The sequence below is a fragment of the Bradyrhizobium sp. UFLA05-153 genome, from assembly GCF_054185185.1.
On the sequence record NZ_JBBIAM010000018.1, the window covers coordinates 1 to 16503 of the forward strand.

The 16503-nt window shown below is 62.7% G+C and carries 16 protein-coding genes; 9 read left to right on the forward strand and 7 right to left on the reverse strand.

What is annotated here, in order from left to right:
- The first annotated feature begins 14 nt into the window (after nucleotides 1-14).
- A complete protein-coding gene (locus Q2941_RS13150) occupies nucleotides 15-305 on the forward strand; it encodes a MarC family protein (RefSeq protein ID WP_458192745.1) in 291 nt (96 codons plus the stop codon).
- A 416-nt stretch (nucleotides 306-721) separates the two neighbouring features.
- Here the strand turns inward: Q2941_RS13150 and Q2941_RS13155 are convergent, their stop codons facing one another.
- Both Q2941_RS13155 and Q2941_RS13160 read right to left on the reverse strand, forming a co-directional pair.
- Nucleotides 722-1309 carry a hypothetical protein gene (locus tag Q2941_RS13155; protein WP_458192746.1) on the reverse strand — a complete coding sequence of 196 codons (588 nt, stop codon included), beginning with the start codon at nucleotides 1307-1309 and terminating at the stop codon, nucleotides 722-724.
- Between the two features lie 78 nt (nucleotides 1310-1387).
- Nucleotides 1388-1900, reverse strand: a complete 513-nt coding sequence (locus Q2941_RS13160) for a DUF1269 domain-containing protein (RefSeq protein ID WP_027526446.1) — start codon at nucleotides 1898-1900, stop codon at nucleotides 1388-1390.
- An 877-nt stretch (nucleotides 1901-2777) separates the two neighbouring features.
- Here Q2941_RS13160 and Q2941_RS13165 point away from each other — a divergent pair.
- From Q2941_RS13165 to Q2941_RS13180, 4 genes are all read left to right on the forward strand, one after another.
- Nucleotides 2778-3128: a hypothetical protein gene (locus Q2941_RS13165; RefSeq protein WP_051390030.1), complete on the forward strand. Its 351-nt coding sequence runs from the start codon at nucleotides 2778-2780 to the stop codon at nucleotides 3126-3128.
- Nucleotides 3129-3626: 498 nt separating this feature from the next.
- Complete coding sequence (locus Q2941_RS13170; RefSeq protein ID WP_458192747.1) at nucleotides 3627-4133, forward strand: cupin domain-containing protein; 507 nt, start codon at nucleotides 3627-3629, stop codon at nucleotides 4131-4133.
- A gap of 687 nt (nucleotides 4134-4820) precedes the next feature.
- On the forward strand, nucleotides 4821-5507 hold the full coding sequence (locus Q2941_RS13175; RefSeq protein WP_254111773.1) for an alpha/beta fold hydrolase: 687 nt from the start codon (nucleotides 4821-4823) through the stop codon (nucleotides 5505-5507).
- 301 nt (nucleotides 5508-5808) lie between these two features.
- Complete coding sequence (locus Q2941_RS13180) at nucleotides 5809-6633, forward strand: hypothetical protein (protein WP_027526442.1); 825 nt, start codon at nucleotides 5809-5811, stop codon at nucleotides 6631-6633.
- Nucleotides 6634-6746: 113 nt separating this feature from the next.
- On the opposite strand, the gene Q2941_RS13185 is transcribed toward Q2941_RS13180, so the two are convergent.
- Nucleotides 6747-7646, reverse strand: a complete 900-nt coding sequence (locus tag Q2941_RS13185; protein ID WP_458192748.1) for a helix-turn-helix domain-containing protein — start codon at nucleotides 7644-7646, stop codon at nucleotides 6747-6749.
- A 193-nt stretch (nucleotides 7647-7839) separates the two neighbouring features.
- Between Q2941_RS13185 and Q2941_RS13190 the strand changes: the two genes are divergently transcribed.
- Genes Q2941_RS13190 through Q2941_RS13200 form a run of 3 tightly spaced genes read left to right on the forward strand, consistent with a single transcriptional unit; the run spans nucleotide 7840 to nucleotide 11587 of the window.
- Entirely contained in the window at nucleotides 7840-9966 is a 2127-nt protein-coding gene (locus Q2941_RS13190; RefSeq protein WP_458192749.1) for a molybdopterin-containing oxidoreductase family protein, read from the forward strand.
- Between the two features lie 2 nt (nucleotides 9967-9968).
- Nucleotides 9969-10274, forward strand: a complete 306-nt coding sequence (locus Q2941_RS13195) for a ferredoxin family protein (RefSeq protein WP_027526439.1) — start codon at nucleotides 9969-9971, stop codon at nucleotides 10272-10274.
- Nucleotides 10271-11587 carry an FAD-dependent oxidoreductase gene (locus Q2941_RS13200; protein WP_458192750.1) on the forward strand — a complete coding sequence of 439 codons (1317 nt, stop codon included), beginning with the start codon at nucleotides 10271-10273 and terminating at the stop codon, nucleotides 11585-11587. The genes Q2941_RS13195 and Q2941_RS13200 overlap by 4 nt, the downstream gene beginning before the upstream one ends.
- Before the next feature lie 37 nt (nucleotides 11588-11624).
- Here the strand turns inward: Q2941_RS13200 and Q2941_RS13205 are convergent, their stop codons facing one another.
- Both Q2941_RS13205 and cysE read right to left on the reverse strand, forming a co-directional pair.
- Nucleotides 11625-11843 (reverse strand): DUF3126 family protein, encoded by a 219-nt coding sequence (locus tag Q2941_RS13205; protein WP_007602550.1) that lies wholly within the window; start codon nucleotides 11841-11843, stop codon nucleotides 11625-11627.
- A gap of 133 nt (nucleotides 11844-11976) precedes the next feature.
- Entirely contained in the window at nucleotides 11977-12801 is an 825-nt protein-coding gene (gene cysE, locus Q2941_RS13210) for a serine O-acetyltransferase (RefSeq protein WP_458192751.1), read from the reverse strand.
- Between the two features lie 270 nt (nucleotides 12802-13071).
- Between cysE and Q2941_RS13215 the strand changes: the two genes are divergently transcribed.
- Entirely contained in the window at nucleotides 13072-14448 is a 1377-nt protein-coding gene (locus Q2941_RS13215; protein ID WP_458192752.1) for a hypothetical protein, read from the forward strand.
- Here the strand turns inward: Q2941_RS13215 and Q2941_RS13220 are convergent.
- Nucleotides 14434-15189 carry an alpha/beta fold hydrolase gene (locus Q2941_RS13220; protein ID WP_027526435.1) on the reverse strand — a complete coding sequence of 252 codons (756 nt, stop codon included), beginning with the start codon at nucleotides 15187-15189 and terminating at the stop codon, nucleotides 14434-14436. The genes Q2941_RS13215 and Q2941_RS13220 overlap by 15 nt on opposite strands.
- A 36-nt stretch (nucleotides 15190-15225) precedes the next feature.
- Nucleotides 15226-16365, reverse strand: coding sequence for a hypothetical protein (locus Q2941_RS13225; protein WP_458192753.1), 1140 nt, complete (start codon nucleotides 16363-16365; stop codon nucleotides 15226-15228).
- Between the last annotated feature and the right edge of the window lie 138 nt (nucleotides 16366-16503).

Here is a 16503-nt window from a genome sequence, read left to right on the forward strand (position 1 = left end):
GTGTATAAGAGACAGTGTGTGGACCGGGCGCAATCGCGACAATCCTCGGAATGGCGTCGACAATCAAGCATTCCGCGACTGAACTCGCCTCGTTTGTCGCTATCGCGGCGGCCATCCTGGCTACGATGTTTGTGAGCTTTCTGTGTCTTGTTTACGCAGGCAAGCTTTCGGAGAAATTAGGTGCGATGGGGATTGATGCCATCACTAGGATCGTCGGCTTTTTCGTCTCCGCTATGGGCGTCGCCCTGATCTTTAACGGCATCATTGAGGCATTGGAAACGCATGGCGTCACCTCTCTCCACTGAAAGCGATTGCAGAAATGGTCCGCAGCATGATCTGCCGCCCTTCACCCGTCTTTGACCGGTTCTAGAACCTGATCGAGGATGCAGCTTGCCACATCGTCTCTGATACAAAATTGCCACAAGCGACTAGCTCTGGGCCTGCGCCTCACCCCACAGCGGCGCGGCTGATCGTGCCGGGAAAGGCCTGCCCCATCATGCCGCCACCGGCGGCCACGAGGACGAGGAAGAACGTTCCGAGCAGCTCGGAGAAGAGACGGCGCCACTCTTGGTTCGGATCGCGGAAGTCGTTCAGCGCCGCGACAATCTCGTGATCCAGATGACTCAGTGTTTGGTCGGCCTCTGCGTGCGCCGTGAGCAGCTCCTTCCTCTAGTCGATGCCCCCGTCCGTTAGCCTCTCGCAGCCATGCTTGCCCACCTCGTTATCGCCCTGCGGCGCGCGTCAGGATGGCGGCCATCAATTGGCTCGTTGTCTGACCCGAGGCTGCGGCTTGGCTCCTGAGCTCCCGAAAGACGCCGGGAAGAAGCGGAACGTTGGCGACGATCAGCTCCCCTGGCGCCATCAAGTTCGCCGCGATCTGCTGTTCCACAACGCTGCTGAACTGGCGCATGCGGCTCCATCGCTCGGCGGCGGTGAACCCCGCTTTGCGGGCGACGACGCGACAATACGCTGCAATCAGCACATTCTGCACGTCGCTCCACGAGACATTCGGATTGGCGAGTTGCAGCCGATTGATCGCCTCGTTGATTTCGTTAGCGAGATCGACGCGGTTTTCACTGACGAACAGCCCGCCGCCGGAAGCGTCGCCCATGAGATCAGAAACGGACGCAGCGCTGATTTCCGGACATTCCAGATTTTCGGCGCCATAGCTGTTTTGCGCACCCCAGCAGAGAAGCATCAAGAGCACAAACACCGAGGTGACACGTCGAAAGCCGTGCTCTAAAATCACGATCAGCGAACGCGATCGTGCAACTTCTCCGACGCGAAGTCGGGTTGGTCCGAATGACATGGCATGGCCTCTCAATGTCCGTTACCGCCGGACGGCGACGCTCGCTTCCAGCCTCGCCGTCGAGTTCGCGACGGCCAGTCAGGCGGCCGCAGCGGGCATGGCCGCCTTGACGCCGGCTAAAGCCGCCTGAAGCGCTGCTTCCTTCGTGTGATCGAGCGAGGTTTTCAGCACTGTACCGCCTTCCCCCTTGAGACCTTCCAGCACCTTGTCTGCGGTTAGCTTCCGCACGAGGACGAACAGCGCCGCTGTCCCCGGCTTGATCGCAGCCGCCGTGTCCTTCATGAACTTGTCGTTGATACCAACATCCGTTAAAGCACCGCCGACGGCACCGCCGGCGGCGCCCAAGGCGGCACCTGCAAGCGGCATCAAAAATATCAAGCCGATCAGTGTACCCCAGAATGCACCACCAACAGCGCCAGCTGCAGTCGTGTTTATCATCTGATTCAGCTTGATATTGCCCTTGTCGTCCTTCACCGCGACCACGGCATCGCCCAATTCGAGCAAATATTCCTTTTGCATGGCCAGCAGTTTCTGACGGACTTCTTCTGCCTTCGTCTCAGTCGGAAATGCGATTACGACGAGATCACTCATAGGATCCTCCTTTACGTTCATACTTTTCAGCGCACCGCACTCACGCGCGTACACAACTGAGCGCCCCAAAACACACGACGGTTCGCGCCATCTCTCTGACCATGAACCAAAGTTAGTATGGGAAACTATGCGCTTTCGGCAGATTTAGTTGCAGTGAGCAGCCGAGGTCCGCTCCCGGTCAAAAGCAGCGGTGCATGCGAGCATGGATCAGCGTCCGGTGTACTGCTAACAGCAGACCTATCCACACCCACGACGCTCAGTAGTCCGGCGGCATCGGCCTCCCTTGGATAACCCGACCAAGTGGCAATGGCGCTGCGGCTTCTATCCCGGATCACGTCCCAACGAATGCACCTCCGGCACCGCCGTGAGCTTCGAGAGCGCACGCGCAGCTTTCTCGGCGGCGTGGGCGATGCTCTTGTTCAAGCGGACCGAAGCCGACTTTGAGGCGTGGCGAGAACAGCTAGATTGGACGGCGCGGAAGCATGCGACATGGGCGCGCAGCGATTAGCTGTCTGCCCGACGAACGACAACCATGACATTGTCCTGATCAGGGAAAGGCGGGACCGAAAGCCCCGCGCCCTTTGCGCGACCGCCTTTTCCCTGAGTGAAACACAACGCCGCCCGCTCGAAATAAATGCAGGCGGCGCTGTCCAGCCCCGGGACGGGTGCTGCAAAATCCCGGATCCTGTCAGTATGGTTGATGCGTTTCGAATTGTCAGTTCGGTAAGCGACATTGGCGAAGGCGGTGGGCTGACGTTCAAAATCTTACCGCATACCCGATTGAGGTAATCCGCATTTGCAAGCCGCCCGTGGCATAAGCCCGCTTGGGCGGTGTTCATCGTCACAGCCTTCCACTTCCGGGGCGGGAGTGTTTGTTATGTCTCGCTCGCCACCCATCGTGCCGAAAGATTTAAACGACGACACCTACATCGTGCTGGACGCCTCCGGAACTTGGGTAGGGCGCACCTGGTGGTACGGTGAGGATAACCATGAAAGACTGATCTGCGACTTATTGGAGGGCCGCTATACCCCTCCCCTGCGCATCGTCTGTTTTAACACCACCGAGGGCTGGTCGCGCGTTGTAACGACAGACATCGCCGCTGAGCTGCAGCGGCGTTCGGCCGAAGGGGAAAATATCCCAGCCTTTCTGCAATATTTGTTGCAAATGGCCATCCCCACAGAGCAGAAACACCTTGGAGCTGCCCGCCGCTCAAAACGCCCCCGCTAAGGGGCGAGGCAGCGCGCAACGGTTCGTCCTAGGTGGCTCGGTCGGTCCCGAGCGTTTCCGCGCGGCGCGCAGCATGGGGCGCGAGGGCCTTTTCTCCAAGCACCGCGATCGACCTTACCGAGGCCAGCGGCAGAAGCATCGGGTCAAGGTGAAGAACCGGCAGCATCCGGCGATGGAGCGAGAGCTCTAAAGCGGTCGAAAAGTGACAGGCCGCGCTGGGTCGTACACGTCGTCAGCGACCAGAACTGCTTCTGCTTCGCAGGTGTATCATTCGCCACCGTGAGCTTATGGCCAGCTTGCAGCGGCCCCACGGTTACAGCGTGACCGTGAAGGACGGGCATAGTAAGATGGTTGCAAGTCCGAAAGGCAAGTATGCCGATTTCCGGATCATTGGCGTCGAACAGAAACAAGCCACCGTATCTGGGCGCTACGAGGGGGGATGCCCAACCCTCTAGCTTGTGGTGAGTGAAGTGAGAAGTAAGCCAAGGAGGAAAGGAAATGAAGCGACCAACCGTATCACTTGCCGTTGCTTCTGGCCTTGCTGTCGTAGCAGCAGCACAGATCATCCTGCCGAAGGCGGCACCGCAGGCCGCCGAGATGCAAATGAAGCCTCCAGTCAATGTGGAAGACATTAAGTGGGGTCCCGCTCCACCGACCATCCCGCCCGGCGCGCAGCTCGCCGTCGTAGCTGGTGACCCCAGCAAGGAGGGGCAGTTCACAATGCGGTTGAAGATGCCGGCCAACTACAAAGTTCCGGCCCATAACCATCCCACCGACGAATTCGTGACAGTGATCTCCGGTGACTTCCGTGTCGGTCTCGGCGACAAGCTCGATATGGACAAGGGGCAGTCCCTGAAAGCCGGAGCTTTTGGCGAAATGCCAGCAGGCATGAACCACTATGCCTGGACCACGGAAGAGACCGTGGTTCAGATCGCCGGACCCGGGCCGTTCGCTATCAACTACGTCAATCCGGCCGACGACCCGAGCAAACAGGCCATGAAATAACGGGTGAGCGAGAAGCCAGCATTATGAATGCCGGCGATCGACCGCCTACGCCTTATGCGCTTCGAACTGCCAGATGATCTTGTCGAGCGCTAGGTGAAAAGCGAATGGTGGCAGGGCCAGAGCGTCGCAAGGTGGCGCGGCGTGCGCAACCCCTATTTGCGACGATGCGGCTTGTATTTCGGAGGGTCCGTCCCCGTAATTGCCCGATACCACGCGGCGTCTGATTGCGCCTGTGCTCTGGCAGCGGCGAGCTCCGATTGTCCCTGATAGAACTGGCTTAGGGCGAGGTAGCAATCGGTGCGTGCCGGTCCGCGAGGTATCGTGCTGCAGTCCCTCTGCGCGATCGCGGTGGCAGGACAATTCAAGAGCCCAATCGCGACGACGCTCGCGGTCAAATATCTCATGACGCCTCCGCGCTGCATTGGTCCAGGTCGAAATCAAGTCCTCGCCGCAAGAGGAGCATAGCGGATCGTCTCAATGGCGACCTCCCTTGATTTCGAACATCAACTGTTCAGGGACGGAGAAAGAGACAAGGTCGCTGCCACTCCCTTGTCGGGAGTGAATCGACTTCCTCTGTGCAGCTCGTGACTCCAACCAGCCCGGCCTCACATCATAGTGAGATCAATCCCGATCAAGCGGGGCAAGCTCGTTGAGCAACTATTCCGGCAGCAACGGAGGAGAACTCATATGGGAACATTCGTCCTTGTCCCCGGGGCAGGCGGCATGGCTTGGTATTGGCACCGCGTGGCCCCGCTCATTCGCGCGGCGGGGCACGAAGCCATCGCGGTCGATCTGCCTGGCGACGACAGAAACTCCGGTCTCGCGGCGTATGCTGACATCGTCATCCGCGCGATCGCGAAACGAAGCGACGTGATACTTGTCGCCCAGTCGCTCGCGGGCTTCACGGCTCCCCTCGTTTGCAAGCGTGCGCCCGTGCGGATGGCCGTGCTCGTCAACGCGATGATCCCCGAACCCGGGGAGACCGCCGGCGCATGGTGGGGCGCCACGGGAGCGGTCGAAGCGCGGGAAAAAGCTGCGACGCGCCGCGGCTATGCGACGGAATTCGATGTCGCAACCTATTTTCTGCACGACGTGCCGCAGGACGTGCTGCGCACCGGCCCGGAACACCCACGCGAGGAAGCCGATGCCGTTTTCGGCGAGCCCTGTCGCTTCGAGCGCTGGCCCGACATCCCCATTCATGTTCTTGCGGCAAAGGACGATCGTTTCTTCCCGGTCGAGTTTCAACGGCGTGTCGCGCGTGAAAGGCTTGGAAAGGAACTAGAGGAAATTCCCGGTGGCCATCTCGTCGCCTTGTCGAATCCGAAAGGACTGACCGATCGCCTTCTTGCGTATGAGAGGCGCCTGGCACGCTAGCCCGTAGGATGGTGGAGCGCAGCGATACGCGTCCTACAAGCCGCGTTGGAGTCGTCTCCCGTGCATCAGAGCAGAGAGCCATGAAACGGGCGACGAGTTTTTTTCTCCCGACGGGTCAGGGTTCCTTCCGTAGTTCTCCGGCCGTGAACATAGTTCCGCCTTCTCGGCTGCGTTAAACCGAGCCCTGGAAAGCGTCGCAGACTCAAGAACCATCTGCGTTCCGTTGAACATAGCTTCGCCGCAGCGCAGATGCGTGGACCGCTCTCAGGCGGATGCCAATGCATTTGATACGGAGCAGCCAATGAATTCCACGCTGGACGACAATCTCGCGGAAGGACAGATCGCGAGCCTGGAGGAACAGCTTTCGAATTTGGCACGCGAAGCGGGGGTCAGTGCCACGGACCCGCCGACCAGCATCCCGCTGGCTAACACGAAGACGTCTCGCGCCCCCCTGGCAGCGATTCATCGATTGGCAGATTGGCGCTATGCGGCTCTCGCCGGTTCTCTGTTGGCGGCTTCCATTGGTATCGCTGCCTCGTGGTCGTCATCCTCCGTTGATACCGCGATAATGCCCCCCGCAGACACCGCACGTCTGACACACGCCACGCCCGACATCGCCGCGCCGAAAGACGTCGCGCCAACTGTCGTGGACCTGCATTCCGAGTTGGCGCAGCAGCTCCAACCGATCGCACGCGACGTCGCTGCCTTGAGCCAAATGGTCGAACAGCTCAAAGCGAGGCAAGACCAATTGGTCAGCGACAATGAAAATCTCGCGACCCAGCTCAAGGCGAGCCGGGATGAAAGCGCGCGCAACAAGAGTATCATCGACCAGATCAAGGCGGACCAGACCGAGATGGTGCACGAAAGCCAGATGCTTGCCGAACGGTTCAACGCGAGCCAGGAACAACTCGCCCAGGTCGTCGCCAACACTTCCGAGCCAAAGGCGACGCCCGACACGCCACCAAAGGTGAGCCCCGAAGAGCCAAAGGTAATGCCCGCAATACCACTGCCGCGTCCGCGGCAGGCGGCCAGTGTCGCCCAGACGCAAAAGCCGGCGCAAACCGCGGAGCGGTCGCAAGCCAAGAAACCGCAACCATTATTGGCATGGCCATGGTCAGCGCGCTAATCCGGACAGCAGCCGCTTGGCGACTGACCGGTCGCCCTCTCAAGACTACCAAGCGCCAACCTTGCGTTCCTCCCATCCTATGAGTCGCGCGGGGCCGAGGGCAGCCCGCCGCGTCAGTCGCGAACCTTCTGCGCGCGATAGAGGCTCGGCGTCGTGCCGACGGCCTTGCGGAAAGCGCGGTTGAAATTGGCCTGCGACGAAAATCCCGTGGCATAGGCGATATCGACCAGCCGGCGATCGCTGGTGGCCAGCAGCCGCTTGGCTAGATCGAGACGCTGACGGCTGACATATTCATGCGGCGCCGCACCGGTCGCCGCCTTGAAGCTGCGGGAGAAATGCGCGGGGCTCATGCAGGCCACCGACGCCAGATCCTTGACCGTGAAATCGCGCTCGACGGATGCGTCGATGAACTCCGTCACGCGCGACAGCCGCTTGGCGTCGAGCGGCCTTTGACCGGCATTCAATCGCCGCAGCCTGACCGCCGTGGCCGAGTAGGCATGCACAAGATGGGCGGACAACGCACGCCCGAGGCTTTCGATCAGGAGCCGGCCGGTGGAGGTCTCCTGTTCGAGCTCCTTCAAAATCCGATCCGCGACGTGCTCGATGAACATGTCCTGATCGATGCTCTCGTAGCGGATCGAGATTCCCGAGGGGTCAATGTCGAGATCCCGGAGCATGGTGTCGTCGAACGGCTGGCCGGGAAGAAAGAGATGCAGGCATTCCTGCATCTGGTTCTCGACGCGGATGAAATCTTCGCGAATGCCGGCCGGACAGAGCCACACGGTGCCCTTTCTGCCGAAGGTCCGCTGCCGCATGCCCGCGCCTTCGCGATCGACGACCGAGTTGCCACGCAGCAGGATTGCGATCTCGGTGTCGCGCGGCAGTTGCGGCGGCAGATCGCCCGGCTCATGACTCCATCGCTCGGCGAGGAGATGCCCCCATCGCCGGTCGTTGGACGTCTGAAGCATTCTGCCGGTAACATATTTATCGACAGAATTGCCAAGCATACCCATCGGGAATCTCCGCCAGATAACGCGATGTGGGTAAAAAGGTATTGCTGGGTCCAGCAATTACCATGCCAGAGATCCGGCAGGCCGTCCATCAACCCAGAGCAGTCCGGGACAACAACACCGCACGTTTTGAAAAGCCAGGCCGCGCCCGGCCGCCGCATCCTTCACCGTCTTGAATCGGGAAACGGAGAGACCCATGGCCCGGACCACGGTAATTGGCGCGTGCCCCCACGATTGCCCGGACACCTGCTCCATCCTGACCACGGTCGAGGACGGCAAGGCCATCGCCGTCCGCGGCAATCCCGATCATCCGTTCACGCGCGGACGGCTCTGCGTGAAGGTCAACAACTATGAGGAACGCGTCTACAGCGACAAGCGCATCCTCCATCCCCTGAAGCGGGTCGGCCCGAAAGGCTCCAGGCAGTTTCAACGGATCTCCTGGGACGAGGCGATCGAGACCATCGTATCGCGCTGGAAGTCGATCATTGCCGAGCACGGCGCGCAGGCGATCCTGCCCTACAGCTATCTGGGCACGCAGGGCATCATCAACGGGCTGAACGTCGGCGATCCGCTCTTCAACAAGTTAGGGGCGACGGTTCTGGAACGCACGTTCTGCGATTCCGCGTCATGCACGGCGTACATGATGACGATCGGGCATACGCCGGGCGTCGATCCCGAGAGCTTCGTGCAGTCGAAATACATCATCCTGTGGGCCTGCAACACGCTGAGCACGAACTCGCATCACTGGCCGTTCATCGAGCAGGCGAAGAAGGCCGGCGCCAAGCTCGTGGTGATCGATCCCGTGCGGACCCGCACGGCGCGCCTCGCCGACTGGCATATCCCGATCCGGCCCGGCACCGACGCTGCGCTAGCACTCGCGATGATCCACGTCATCATCAAGGAGAATCTCGTCGATCGCGATTACGTCGACAAGCACACCGTCGGATATGATGAGCTGGCGGAGCGGGTGTCGAGCTACACCCCCGAATTCGCGTCGCAGGAAACCGGCATTCCCGTTGACGACATCGTCAAGCTGGCCAGGGAATTTGCGACCACGCCGCCGGCCGTCGTGCGCATCGGCGTCGCAGTCGAGCGGCATGCCGGCGGCGGCCAGACCGTGCGCGCGATCGCCTGCCTTCCGGGATTGATCGGCGCGTGGAAGCATGTCGGTGGCGGCCTGCTCCAGCTTCCGATCTGGGCATTCCCGGTCAGATGGGACGTGCTGATGCGCCCCGATCTGCAGCCCGAGAAGATGCGCGTGCTCAATTCCTGGCGCCTCGGAGCGGCGTTGACCGGCGAACTCGGCTTCGACCCGCCGATCAAGTCGCTGCTCGTCTACAACGCCAATCCGATGGCGATGGTGACCGAACAGGGCAAGCTCGAAAAGGGGTTGGAACGCGAGGATCTCTTCACCATCGTCAGCGAACACTTCCTGACCGACACCGCAAAATATGCCGACATCGTTCTGCCCGCGACCACCCAGCTCGAGCAGAAGGACATCATGTTCTCCTGGGGACATCTCTATTTGTCCTACAACAATCAGGCGATCAAGCCGCTCGGCGAAGCCGTTCCCAACACCGAGCTGTTCCGCCGGCTCGCGCGCGCGATGGGCATCACCGACCCGGCCTTCTTCCGGACCGACGACGAGATCATCGAAGGCTCGCTGGACTGGAGCAGTCCGGTCCTCGAGGGCATCACGCTCGATGACGTCAAGGCCAAAGGCTATGCGCGCCTCAACATGCCGGCACCTGCGGACTGGGCGCCGCATCGCCATGGCAATTTTCCGACCGCGTCGGGCAAGTGCGAATTCAAGTCGACGATCGCCGGCGGCGGCAACTTCGTGGTGCCGCTGTTCCGCCAAGGCTACAATGGCGACCAGGACGGCGCGCTGGTTGATCCCCTGCCCCACTACATCCCGCCGAACGAGAACGCGCGCACGGCACCCGCGCTCGCAACGCGCTACCCGCTCAGCCTGATCTCGCCGAAGAGCCACGCCTTCCTGAATTCGAACTACGGCAACCTGCCGGCCCAGACGGCCCAGGCCGGCGAGGAACAAGCGGTGCTTCTCAATCCGGACGATGCGGCACAACGCGGGATCGTCGCGGGTGCGCCGATTCGCGTGTTCAACGATCGCGGCGCGTTCGAGGCTTTTGCGACCGTTTCATCCGACATCATGCCGGGCGTCGTGGTGGCTCCGTCCGGCTACTGGCAGCGCTCCAATCGCAAGGGCGCGACGGTGCACGCGCTGACGCCGCCCGCGTTCGCCGATCTCGGCCGGGCCCCGACCTTCTCCGACATCCTCGTTCAGGTCAGCGGAGCCTGACGATGACGTATGTGGTCACCGACAATTGCCGCGGATGCCGGTACACGGAATGCGTCACCGTCTGCCCCGTGGAGTGTTTCCATGTCGACGACGCCATGACCTATATCGACCCGGAGAATTGCATCGACTGCGGCGGCTGCGCGCCGGCCTGCCCGGTCGGCGCGATCGAGCCCGACTATCGCTTGCCTGCGGACAAGAAGTTCTGGATCGACGTCAACCGCAAACGCGCCGCCGAAACCCCTGTCCTCAGCGCGCGCCTGCCCCCTTTGCCAGGCGCCGATGAACGCAGGCAGGCGCTGGGCCGATGACGGCCCCGGCTGAAAGCGCACGCCGCGTCGCCATCGTCGGCAGCGGACCGAGCGGCTTCTATACAACTGAGGCGTTGTTGCGCTCGGGCACAGCGGTCGCCGTCGATATGTTCGAACGGCTTCCGGTGCCGTATGGGCTGGTGCGGTTCGGCGTTGCGCCCGACCATCCCAAGCTCAAGCAGGTCACGACGGCCTTCGACCGCATCGCCGCCATGCCAGGCTTTCGCTTCATCGGCGGCGTTGCGGTCGGAGACGACGTCACGGTCGACGAGCTGCGCGAGGCCTATGACGCTGTCGTGCTCGCGACGGGCGCCGAACTGAGCCGGGCGCTCGACATCCCCGGCGAGGCACTGCCGGGCAGCCACAGTGCCGGCGATTTCGTCGCGTGGTACAACGGGCATCCCGATTTCCGCGATCGCCAGCTCGATTTTGACCATGAGGCGGCGATCGTGATCGGCCATGGCAACGTCGCGCTCGACGTTGCGCGCATTCTTGCCAAGACCGCTGACCAGCTGCGCCAGACCGATATCACGCGCCATGCGCTCGAGGCTTTGGCGGAAAGCCAGATTCGCACCGTCTACGTCGTCGGCCGCGGCGGGCCGGCGCAGGCCAAATTCACTGCGAAGGAATTGCGCGACTTTCTCGAATTGAGTGCATGCGACCCGTCGGTCGAGGGGCGCGACGTTGCAGCAGATGAATTCGAGCCGCGACGTCCCGATGATCCAGAGCTGGCCGAAAAGCTGTCACTGCTGCGCACGTTCTCGCAGGCGGCAACCACGAAGCCGCGGCGCTGTGTTTTTCGATTTGGCCTGTCGCCCGTCGCAATCAACGGACGCGGTCGCCTGGAGACGATCTCGTTCAGGGACCGGTCGGGCACTGTGGAGAACATCGCGTGCGGCCTCTCGTTCAGCAGCGTCGGCCGCAGGACGGCGCCTGTCGCCGGTGTTCCCTATGACGCGCATCGCGGAGTCCATGCGAACATCGACGGACGCGTCGCGATCGGTGATTCCCTGCTCGAGGGTCTCTATGCCTGCGGATGGAGCAAGCGCGGACCGAGTGGCACGATCGGCACCAATCGCGGCTGCGGGATTGCGACGGCTGAGGCCGTTCTCGCCGATCTTGGCCACCGGCGGCCGCGTTCGGATACTCCCGATGCACTGCTTGCGCGCCTCGCCGGCCGCGTCGCGCGCATCGTGAGCTATCCGGATTGGACCACGATCGACGCGGCCGAGAAACGCAGGGGAGCCCTGCTCGGCAAGCCCCGGGAGAAATTCGTCACGATCCCGGACATGCTTGCCGCAATGGATGCGTGACCCCGAACGGGCCGCAGGCCCCAGAGCGGGGCGGCGCCTACTCCTGATCGACGAGATCGTCCTCGAGGATCGCCATCTGGAACTGGAACGAGCGATCATCGTCCTCGTCATCGACGAACAGCACGCCGATGAACTCCTCGCCGATATAGACTTCGGCGGAATCGTCCTTCTTCGGCCGCGGCACGACACGAATCTTGGGATTGCCAAACACGCGCTTCAGATACGCGTCAAGCTTCCTCACTTCTTTGACGTCCACGGCAAGTCTCCAATCGAAATCTAACGTGGCGGGGTTTTAGGACGAGACGCGACGAACCGCCAGCATGAATTCCCAAAGAATTCTGGGGACGATCGGGGCCGGAAGGCAGGCCCCGATTCAAGGCAAACTGGGATCAAAGCCCCATGGCGTTGATCATCTGGTCCATGGTGCGCGACGGCTCGGCACAACCGGCCTCGCCGACGATCTTGGCGGGAACGCCGGCAACGGTGACGTTGTGCGGCACGGGCTTGACCACGACCGAGCCGGCCGCGATGCGCGCGCAATGGCCGACCTCGATATTGCCGAGGATCTTTGCGCCGGCACCGATCATGACGCCGTGACGGATTTTCGGATGGCGGTCCTCGTTCTCCTTGCCGGTGCCGCCGAGCGTGACGCCATGCAGGATCGAGACGTCGTCCTCGATGAGCGCGGTCTCGCCGCAGACGAAGCCGGTGGCGTGGTCGAGGAAGATGCCGCGGCCGATGCGCGCGGCGGGATTGATGTCGGTCTGGAAGACGGCGGAGGCGCGGCTCTGGAGATAATACGCAAAGTCCTTGCGGCCCTTCCTATAGAGCCAGTGCGCGAGACGATGGGTCTGGATCGCGTGAAAGCCCTTGAAGTAGAGCAAGGGATCGATGAAGCGGGAGGTCGCAGGGTCGCGGTCGTAGACCGCGACGAGATCAGCGCGGAAGGCGTTGCCGAGATCGGGCTCGTCGCGCAGCGCCTCGTTATAGGTCTGGCGCACGAGATCGCCCGACAGCGAGGCATGATCGAGCCGATCGGCCAACCGGTGCACGACCGAATCTTCCAACCGACTGTGATGCAGCACAGTCGAATAGATGAAGGTCGCAAGCTCGGGCTCGCGCTGGACGATGTCTTCGGCCTCGCCCCGGATCCGATCCCAGATCGGATCGAGCGCTGCGAGCTTTCCTGCCGGATTGACCTGATGCATTGCCATGGCGTGCTCTCGAAATTCGCTCGTTTCGTTTGACCTATAGCACAGTCTAGCGTGCCCTGTCCTTGCAGGCTTGCCTGAGAGCGAACACGGAGTTACCCACGACACCCCCTCAAAGCCTTGAATCAAAAGGATTTCTTCTGACGTCCCACACGACGAGGTCGGCTCAAAGTGGTCAGAGTTCTGCCAAATTCAAGCCGGGCAGCGTCAAACTATTGGTGAATTCCGTCTCAACGGTTATTGCGGGCATGGTCGAGAGACGACGGAGACGATTTGAGCATTACGACCGACATTCTGCGCGCCCGCGCCGCGGGGTCCTTGTGGCTGCGGCTCGTCGCCGTCGCCCTGCCCCTCCTCCTGATCGCGCCGGCGTTCTGGAACGGATACCCCCTGCTTCAGTGGGACACTGGCGGCTATCTGGCGCGCTGGTATGAGGGCTATCTGGTCCCGAGCCGCTCGACGGTGTTCGGGCTCTATCTGCATTTGGGCGAGAGCTCGAGCTTCTGGCTCAACCTCGCCGTCCAGTCGCTGGCAACGCTGTGGCTGCTGCAACTGACGCTCCGCGCGCTCGGCCTGATGCAGACCTCCCGCTTCGTCGCGATCAGCCTGGTCCTGATCCTGTCGACCGCGCTGCCGTGGCTTGCCAGCATGCTGCTCACCGACATCTTCGCCGGGCTTTCGGTGCTGTCGCTGTTCATCCTAGTGGTCGCGGGCAACCGGATCTCCGGCATCGAAAAAATCTCGCTGTTCGCCTTCACCGCCTTTGCCGCAGCGACCCACAGCGCGACGCTCGGCGTCCTGTTCGGGCTTTGCGCCGCCGGCTGGTTGGTGCGGCCGCTGCTCGGCAGGCGCCTTCCCCTTGCAGGGCTTGCGCAAGGCAGCCTGACCATCGTCGCCGGCGGGGCCATGCTGATCATGGCGAACCACGCGCTGTCGGGCCAATGGGCCTGGACGCCGGGCGGCTATGGCGTCGCTTTCGGCCGCATGATGCAGGACGGCATCGTGGCGAGGTTTCTGGGCGATCACTGCCCGCGCGAGAGTTTCAAGCTCTGCCCCTACCGCAACGAATTGCCGGCGACCGCGGACGAGTTTCTGTGGGGCAAAAGCATGTTCAACACGCTGGGCCGCTTCGAGGGGATGAACGACGAGATGAGCTACATCGTCGTGCATTCGCTCGCCGACTATCCGGCCTGGCAGGCGGGCGCAGCGCTCCGTGCGATGGGCCAGCAATTGCTGCATGTCGCGACCGGCGAAGGCACCAATGGCTGGATCCCCCACACCTACGGCATCATCGAGCGCTACATCCCCTCGCAGATCGTCCCGATGCGCGCGGCGCGGCAGCAGAACTGGAATCTTGATTTCGATTACGTCAACTGGCTGCACGTGCCGGTCGCGCTCGCCTCGATGCTGGCACTCCTCGCCCTGCTCGGCCATGCGCTGGCAAGCCGACGGCTCGATGATCTGACGCTGCTCGCAACGACCGTGACGCTGGCACTGCTCGGCAACGCCTTGATCTGCGCCGTCATCTCCGGCCCCCACGACCGCTACGGCGCACGGATGGTGTGGCTTGCGACCTTCGTCGTGCTGACGGCGCTGGCGCGCGCCTTCGGCAGCGACGAGCCGGCAGACGACGCCTCAGCCGCGGCGTGACAGGAAGTCGATCACGCCGGTCTTGTAGACCTTGTCACCGACCGCGCGCATGTGATCGCGGTTCGGGATATCAAGCACTTCCGAACCGGGAATGATCTTTCCCAACTCTGAGGCTGAGCCCGCGACATCGTCGGTGGTGCCGACGGCGATCAGGACCGGCACGTCGATGCGTGCGGCTTCCTCCCTCTTCATCAGATCGCGGGTGCCGCGCAGGCACGCGGCGAGCGCCTGGCGGTCTGAGCGGGTTTGATCGGCGAACGCACGAAAGGTGCGTCCGACGGGATCGGTGACGTCGTCGAGCGAGGGTGCTTCCAGCGCCTCGGCCACGTTCTCGCCGGGCCCGGTGCCCTCGATCAGGCCGCCGATGCCGATGCCGCCGAGGATCGCCGAGCGCAGGCGCTGCGGCTCGTTGAGACCGAGCCAGGCGGTCATCCGCCCGCCCATCGAATATCCCATCATGTCGGCCTGCGGGATGCCGAGATGGTCCATCAGCGCAAGTACGTCGCCGGCCATGACCGGAATGGAATATTGCGCGGGATCGTAGAGTTTTGCGCTCTCGCCATGGCCACGATTGTCCAGCGCAAGCACGCGGCGGCCGTTCTTGCGCAATTCCGAGACCCAGGTCGGATAGACCCAGTTCACGTTCTTGCTCGAGGCAAAGCCGTGCACCAGGATGATCGGGTCACCCTCGCCTTCGTCGAGATAGGCAATTTCGACTGCGCCGTTGTGAAAGCTCGGCATCAACATAAGTCCGCGTCTGTTGGGGAGAGGGTGATATTAGGCCGCGGCTTCGCCGCCCGCCAGCGCAAGTTGCGCCCGGCGCAGCCGCCGCGCCCGCCTGCGGTCACACCAGGCCTGCGTCAGCCGCTCGGTGGTGGCCTTGATCGAGGACAGGACGCCGAACAGTGTCACCAGCGCGCCGAACAGCCACAGTGCAAGATCGAACGCACCGGTCGCAAGTAGCAGCGCACCGCGGCCGAGCAGCTTCATGATCGCGCGGGTCTTGCCGCCTTGGGCCTCGGCGAGCCGCGCCGCACGCGCAACGTCCTTCGGCCCCTCGGCGACGCGCAGCGTATCGAGCGCGCCGCGGGTGCCCGCCTTTTCGGTAACGCGGGCAACGTCCTTGCCGAGCCTGACCAGTGCGCCAGCCTTTTCGACCCGGAAAGCGGCCTTGATCGCGCTCGCGGTTTCGCCCGGCCGCAGCACCGAACCGGTGGCGACCGCGTTCTGGAGCATCGGCGTGTCCACCACCTCGCGCGCGGAGCGGCCGGCCCATGCCGCGAGCCCCTCGCCGAGCCGCCCGACCTTGCGGGCGTCCTTCACCAGCGACAGGCCGGCGCGCACCGGCGCCGCACCGCCGACCGAGACATAGGTCGCCGCCGTCACCGCAAGTCCTGCCGCGGCGAGCCCGAGTACGAGGCGGTCGGTCTCCTCGCCCATGGCCAGATGCTTGCCCTCGCGCACGATGTCCCTGACATCACCGATCACGAAGAGATCGCCGGCCACCGTCCCGGAAAGGCTCGCGACGTCGTCGGCATTGCCGGTGACGAGACCGGTGGCAAAACGTTTGGCGAAATGCGAGGTGGAGTTTTCCTCCCGCGCGGCGTCGTTGACCCGGCTCAAGAGGTCGTCAGGCAGCGCGATGCTGCGATCGCGCGCGAGCTCGACGAAGCTGTTCGCAAGATCGGCGTCGCGGGCTGCGAGCGCCGCTTCGATATTGTCCTGAACAAGCGCGGCGTTCTCGCCCGGTGTATTCTTGCCCAGAAGGGAATCAAGCTTCAGCTCCGACAGCACGGCCGGATCGTCTTTCGCCGCCAGAACAGCACCCGCCTCGCGCGCATGTGGCACGACCTGCACGAGTACAACGCTGCATGCCACGAGGGTGGTCAACGCGGTGCTGATTCGCAGCCACTTCATGCTCAAGCCTGGATGCCTGCCTGGAAATTCGTTTGGGAATTCGCCTGCCGCCCGGATTTTCGTTCGTCCACAGACATAGTATGCCAGATTTGCGACACAACGGCCCCGACGAAAGAAGGGCTTCTCTGAGGCGACAAG

What these genes read in the sequence shown, in the direction of transcription:
- Q2941_RS13155 (WP_458192746.1), bottom strand. Translation starts at nt 1,309, where the DNA reads ATGTCATTCGGACCAACCCGACTTCGCGTCGGAGAAGTTGCACGATCG.
- Q2941_RS13160 (WP_027526446.1), bottom strand. Translation starts at nt 1,900, where the DNA reads ATGAGTGATCTCGTCGTAATCGCATTTCCGACTGAGACGAAGGCAGAA.
- Q2941_RS13165 (WP_051390030.1), top strand. Translation starts at nt 2,778, where the DNA reads ATGTCTCGCTCGCCACCCATCGTGCCGAAAGATTTAAACGACGACACC.
- Q2941_RS13170 (WP_458192747.1), top strand. Translation starts at nt 3,627, where the DNA reads ATGAAGCGACCAACCGTATCACTTGCCGTTGCTTCTGGCCTTGCTGTC.
- Q2941_RS13175 (WP_254111773.1), top strand. Translation starts at nt 4,821, where the DNA reads ATGGGAACATTCGTCCTTGTCCCCGGGGCAGGCGGCATGGCTTGGTAT.
- Q2941_RS13180 (WP_027526442.1), top strand. Translation starts at nt 5,809, where the DNA reads ATGAATTCCACGCTGGACGACAATCTCGCGGAAGGACAGATCGCGAGC.
- Q2941_RS13185 (WP_458192748.1), bottom strand. Translation starts at nt 7,646, where the DNA reads ATGGGTATGCTTGGCAATTCTGTCGATAAATATGTTACCGGCAGAATG.
- Q2941_RS13190 (WP_458192749.1), top strand. Translation starts at nt 7,840, where the DNA reads ATGGCCCGGACCACGGTAATTGGCGCGTGCCCCCACGATTGCCCGGAC.
- Q2941_RS13195 (WP_027526439.1), top strand. Translation starts at nt 9,969, where the DNA reads ATGACGTATGTGGTCACCGACAATTGCCGCGGATGCCGGTACACGGAA.
- Q2941_RS13200 (WP_458192750.1), top strand. Translation starts at nt 10,271, where the DNA reads ATGACGGCCCCGGCTGAAAGCGCACGCCGCGTCGCCATCGTCGGCAGC.
- cysE (WP_458192751.1), bottom strand. Translation starts at nt 12,801, where the DNA reads ATGGCAATGCATCAGGTCAATCCGGCAGGAAAGCTCGCAGCGCTCGAT.
- Q2941_RS13220 (WP_027526435.1), bottom strand. Translation starts at nt 15,189, where the DNA reads ATGCCGAGCTTTCACAACGGCGCAGTCGAAATTGCCTATCTCGACGAA.
- Q2941_RS13225 (WP_458192753.1), bottom strand. Translation starts at nt 16,365, where the DNA reads ATGAAGTGGCTGCGAATCAGCACCGCGTTGACCACCCTCGTGGCATGC.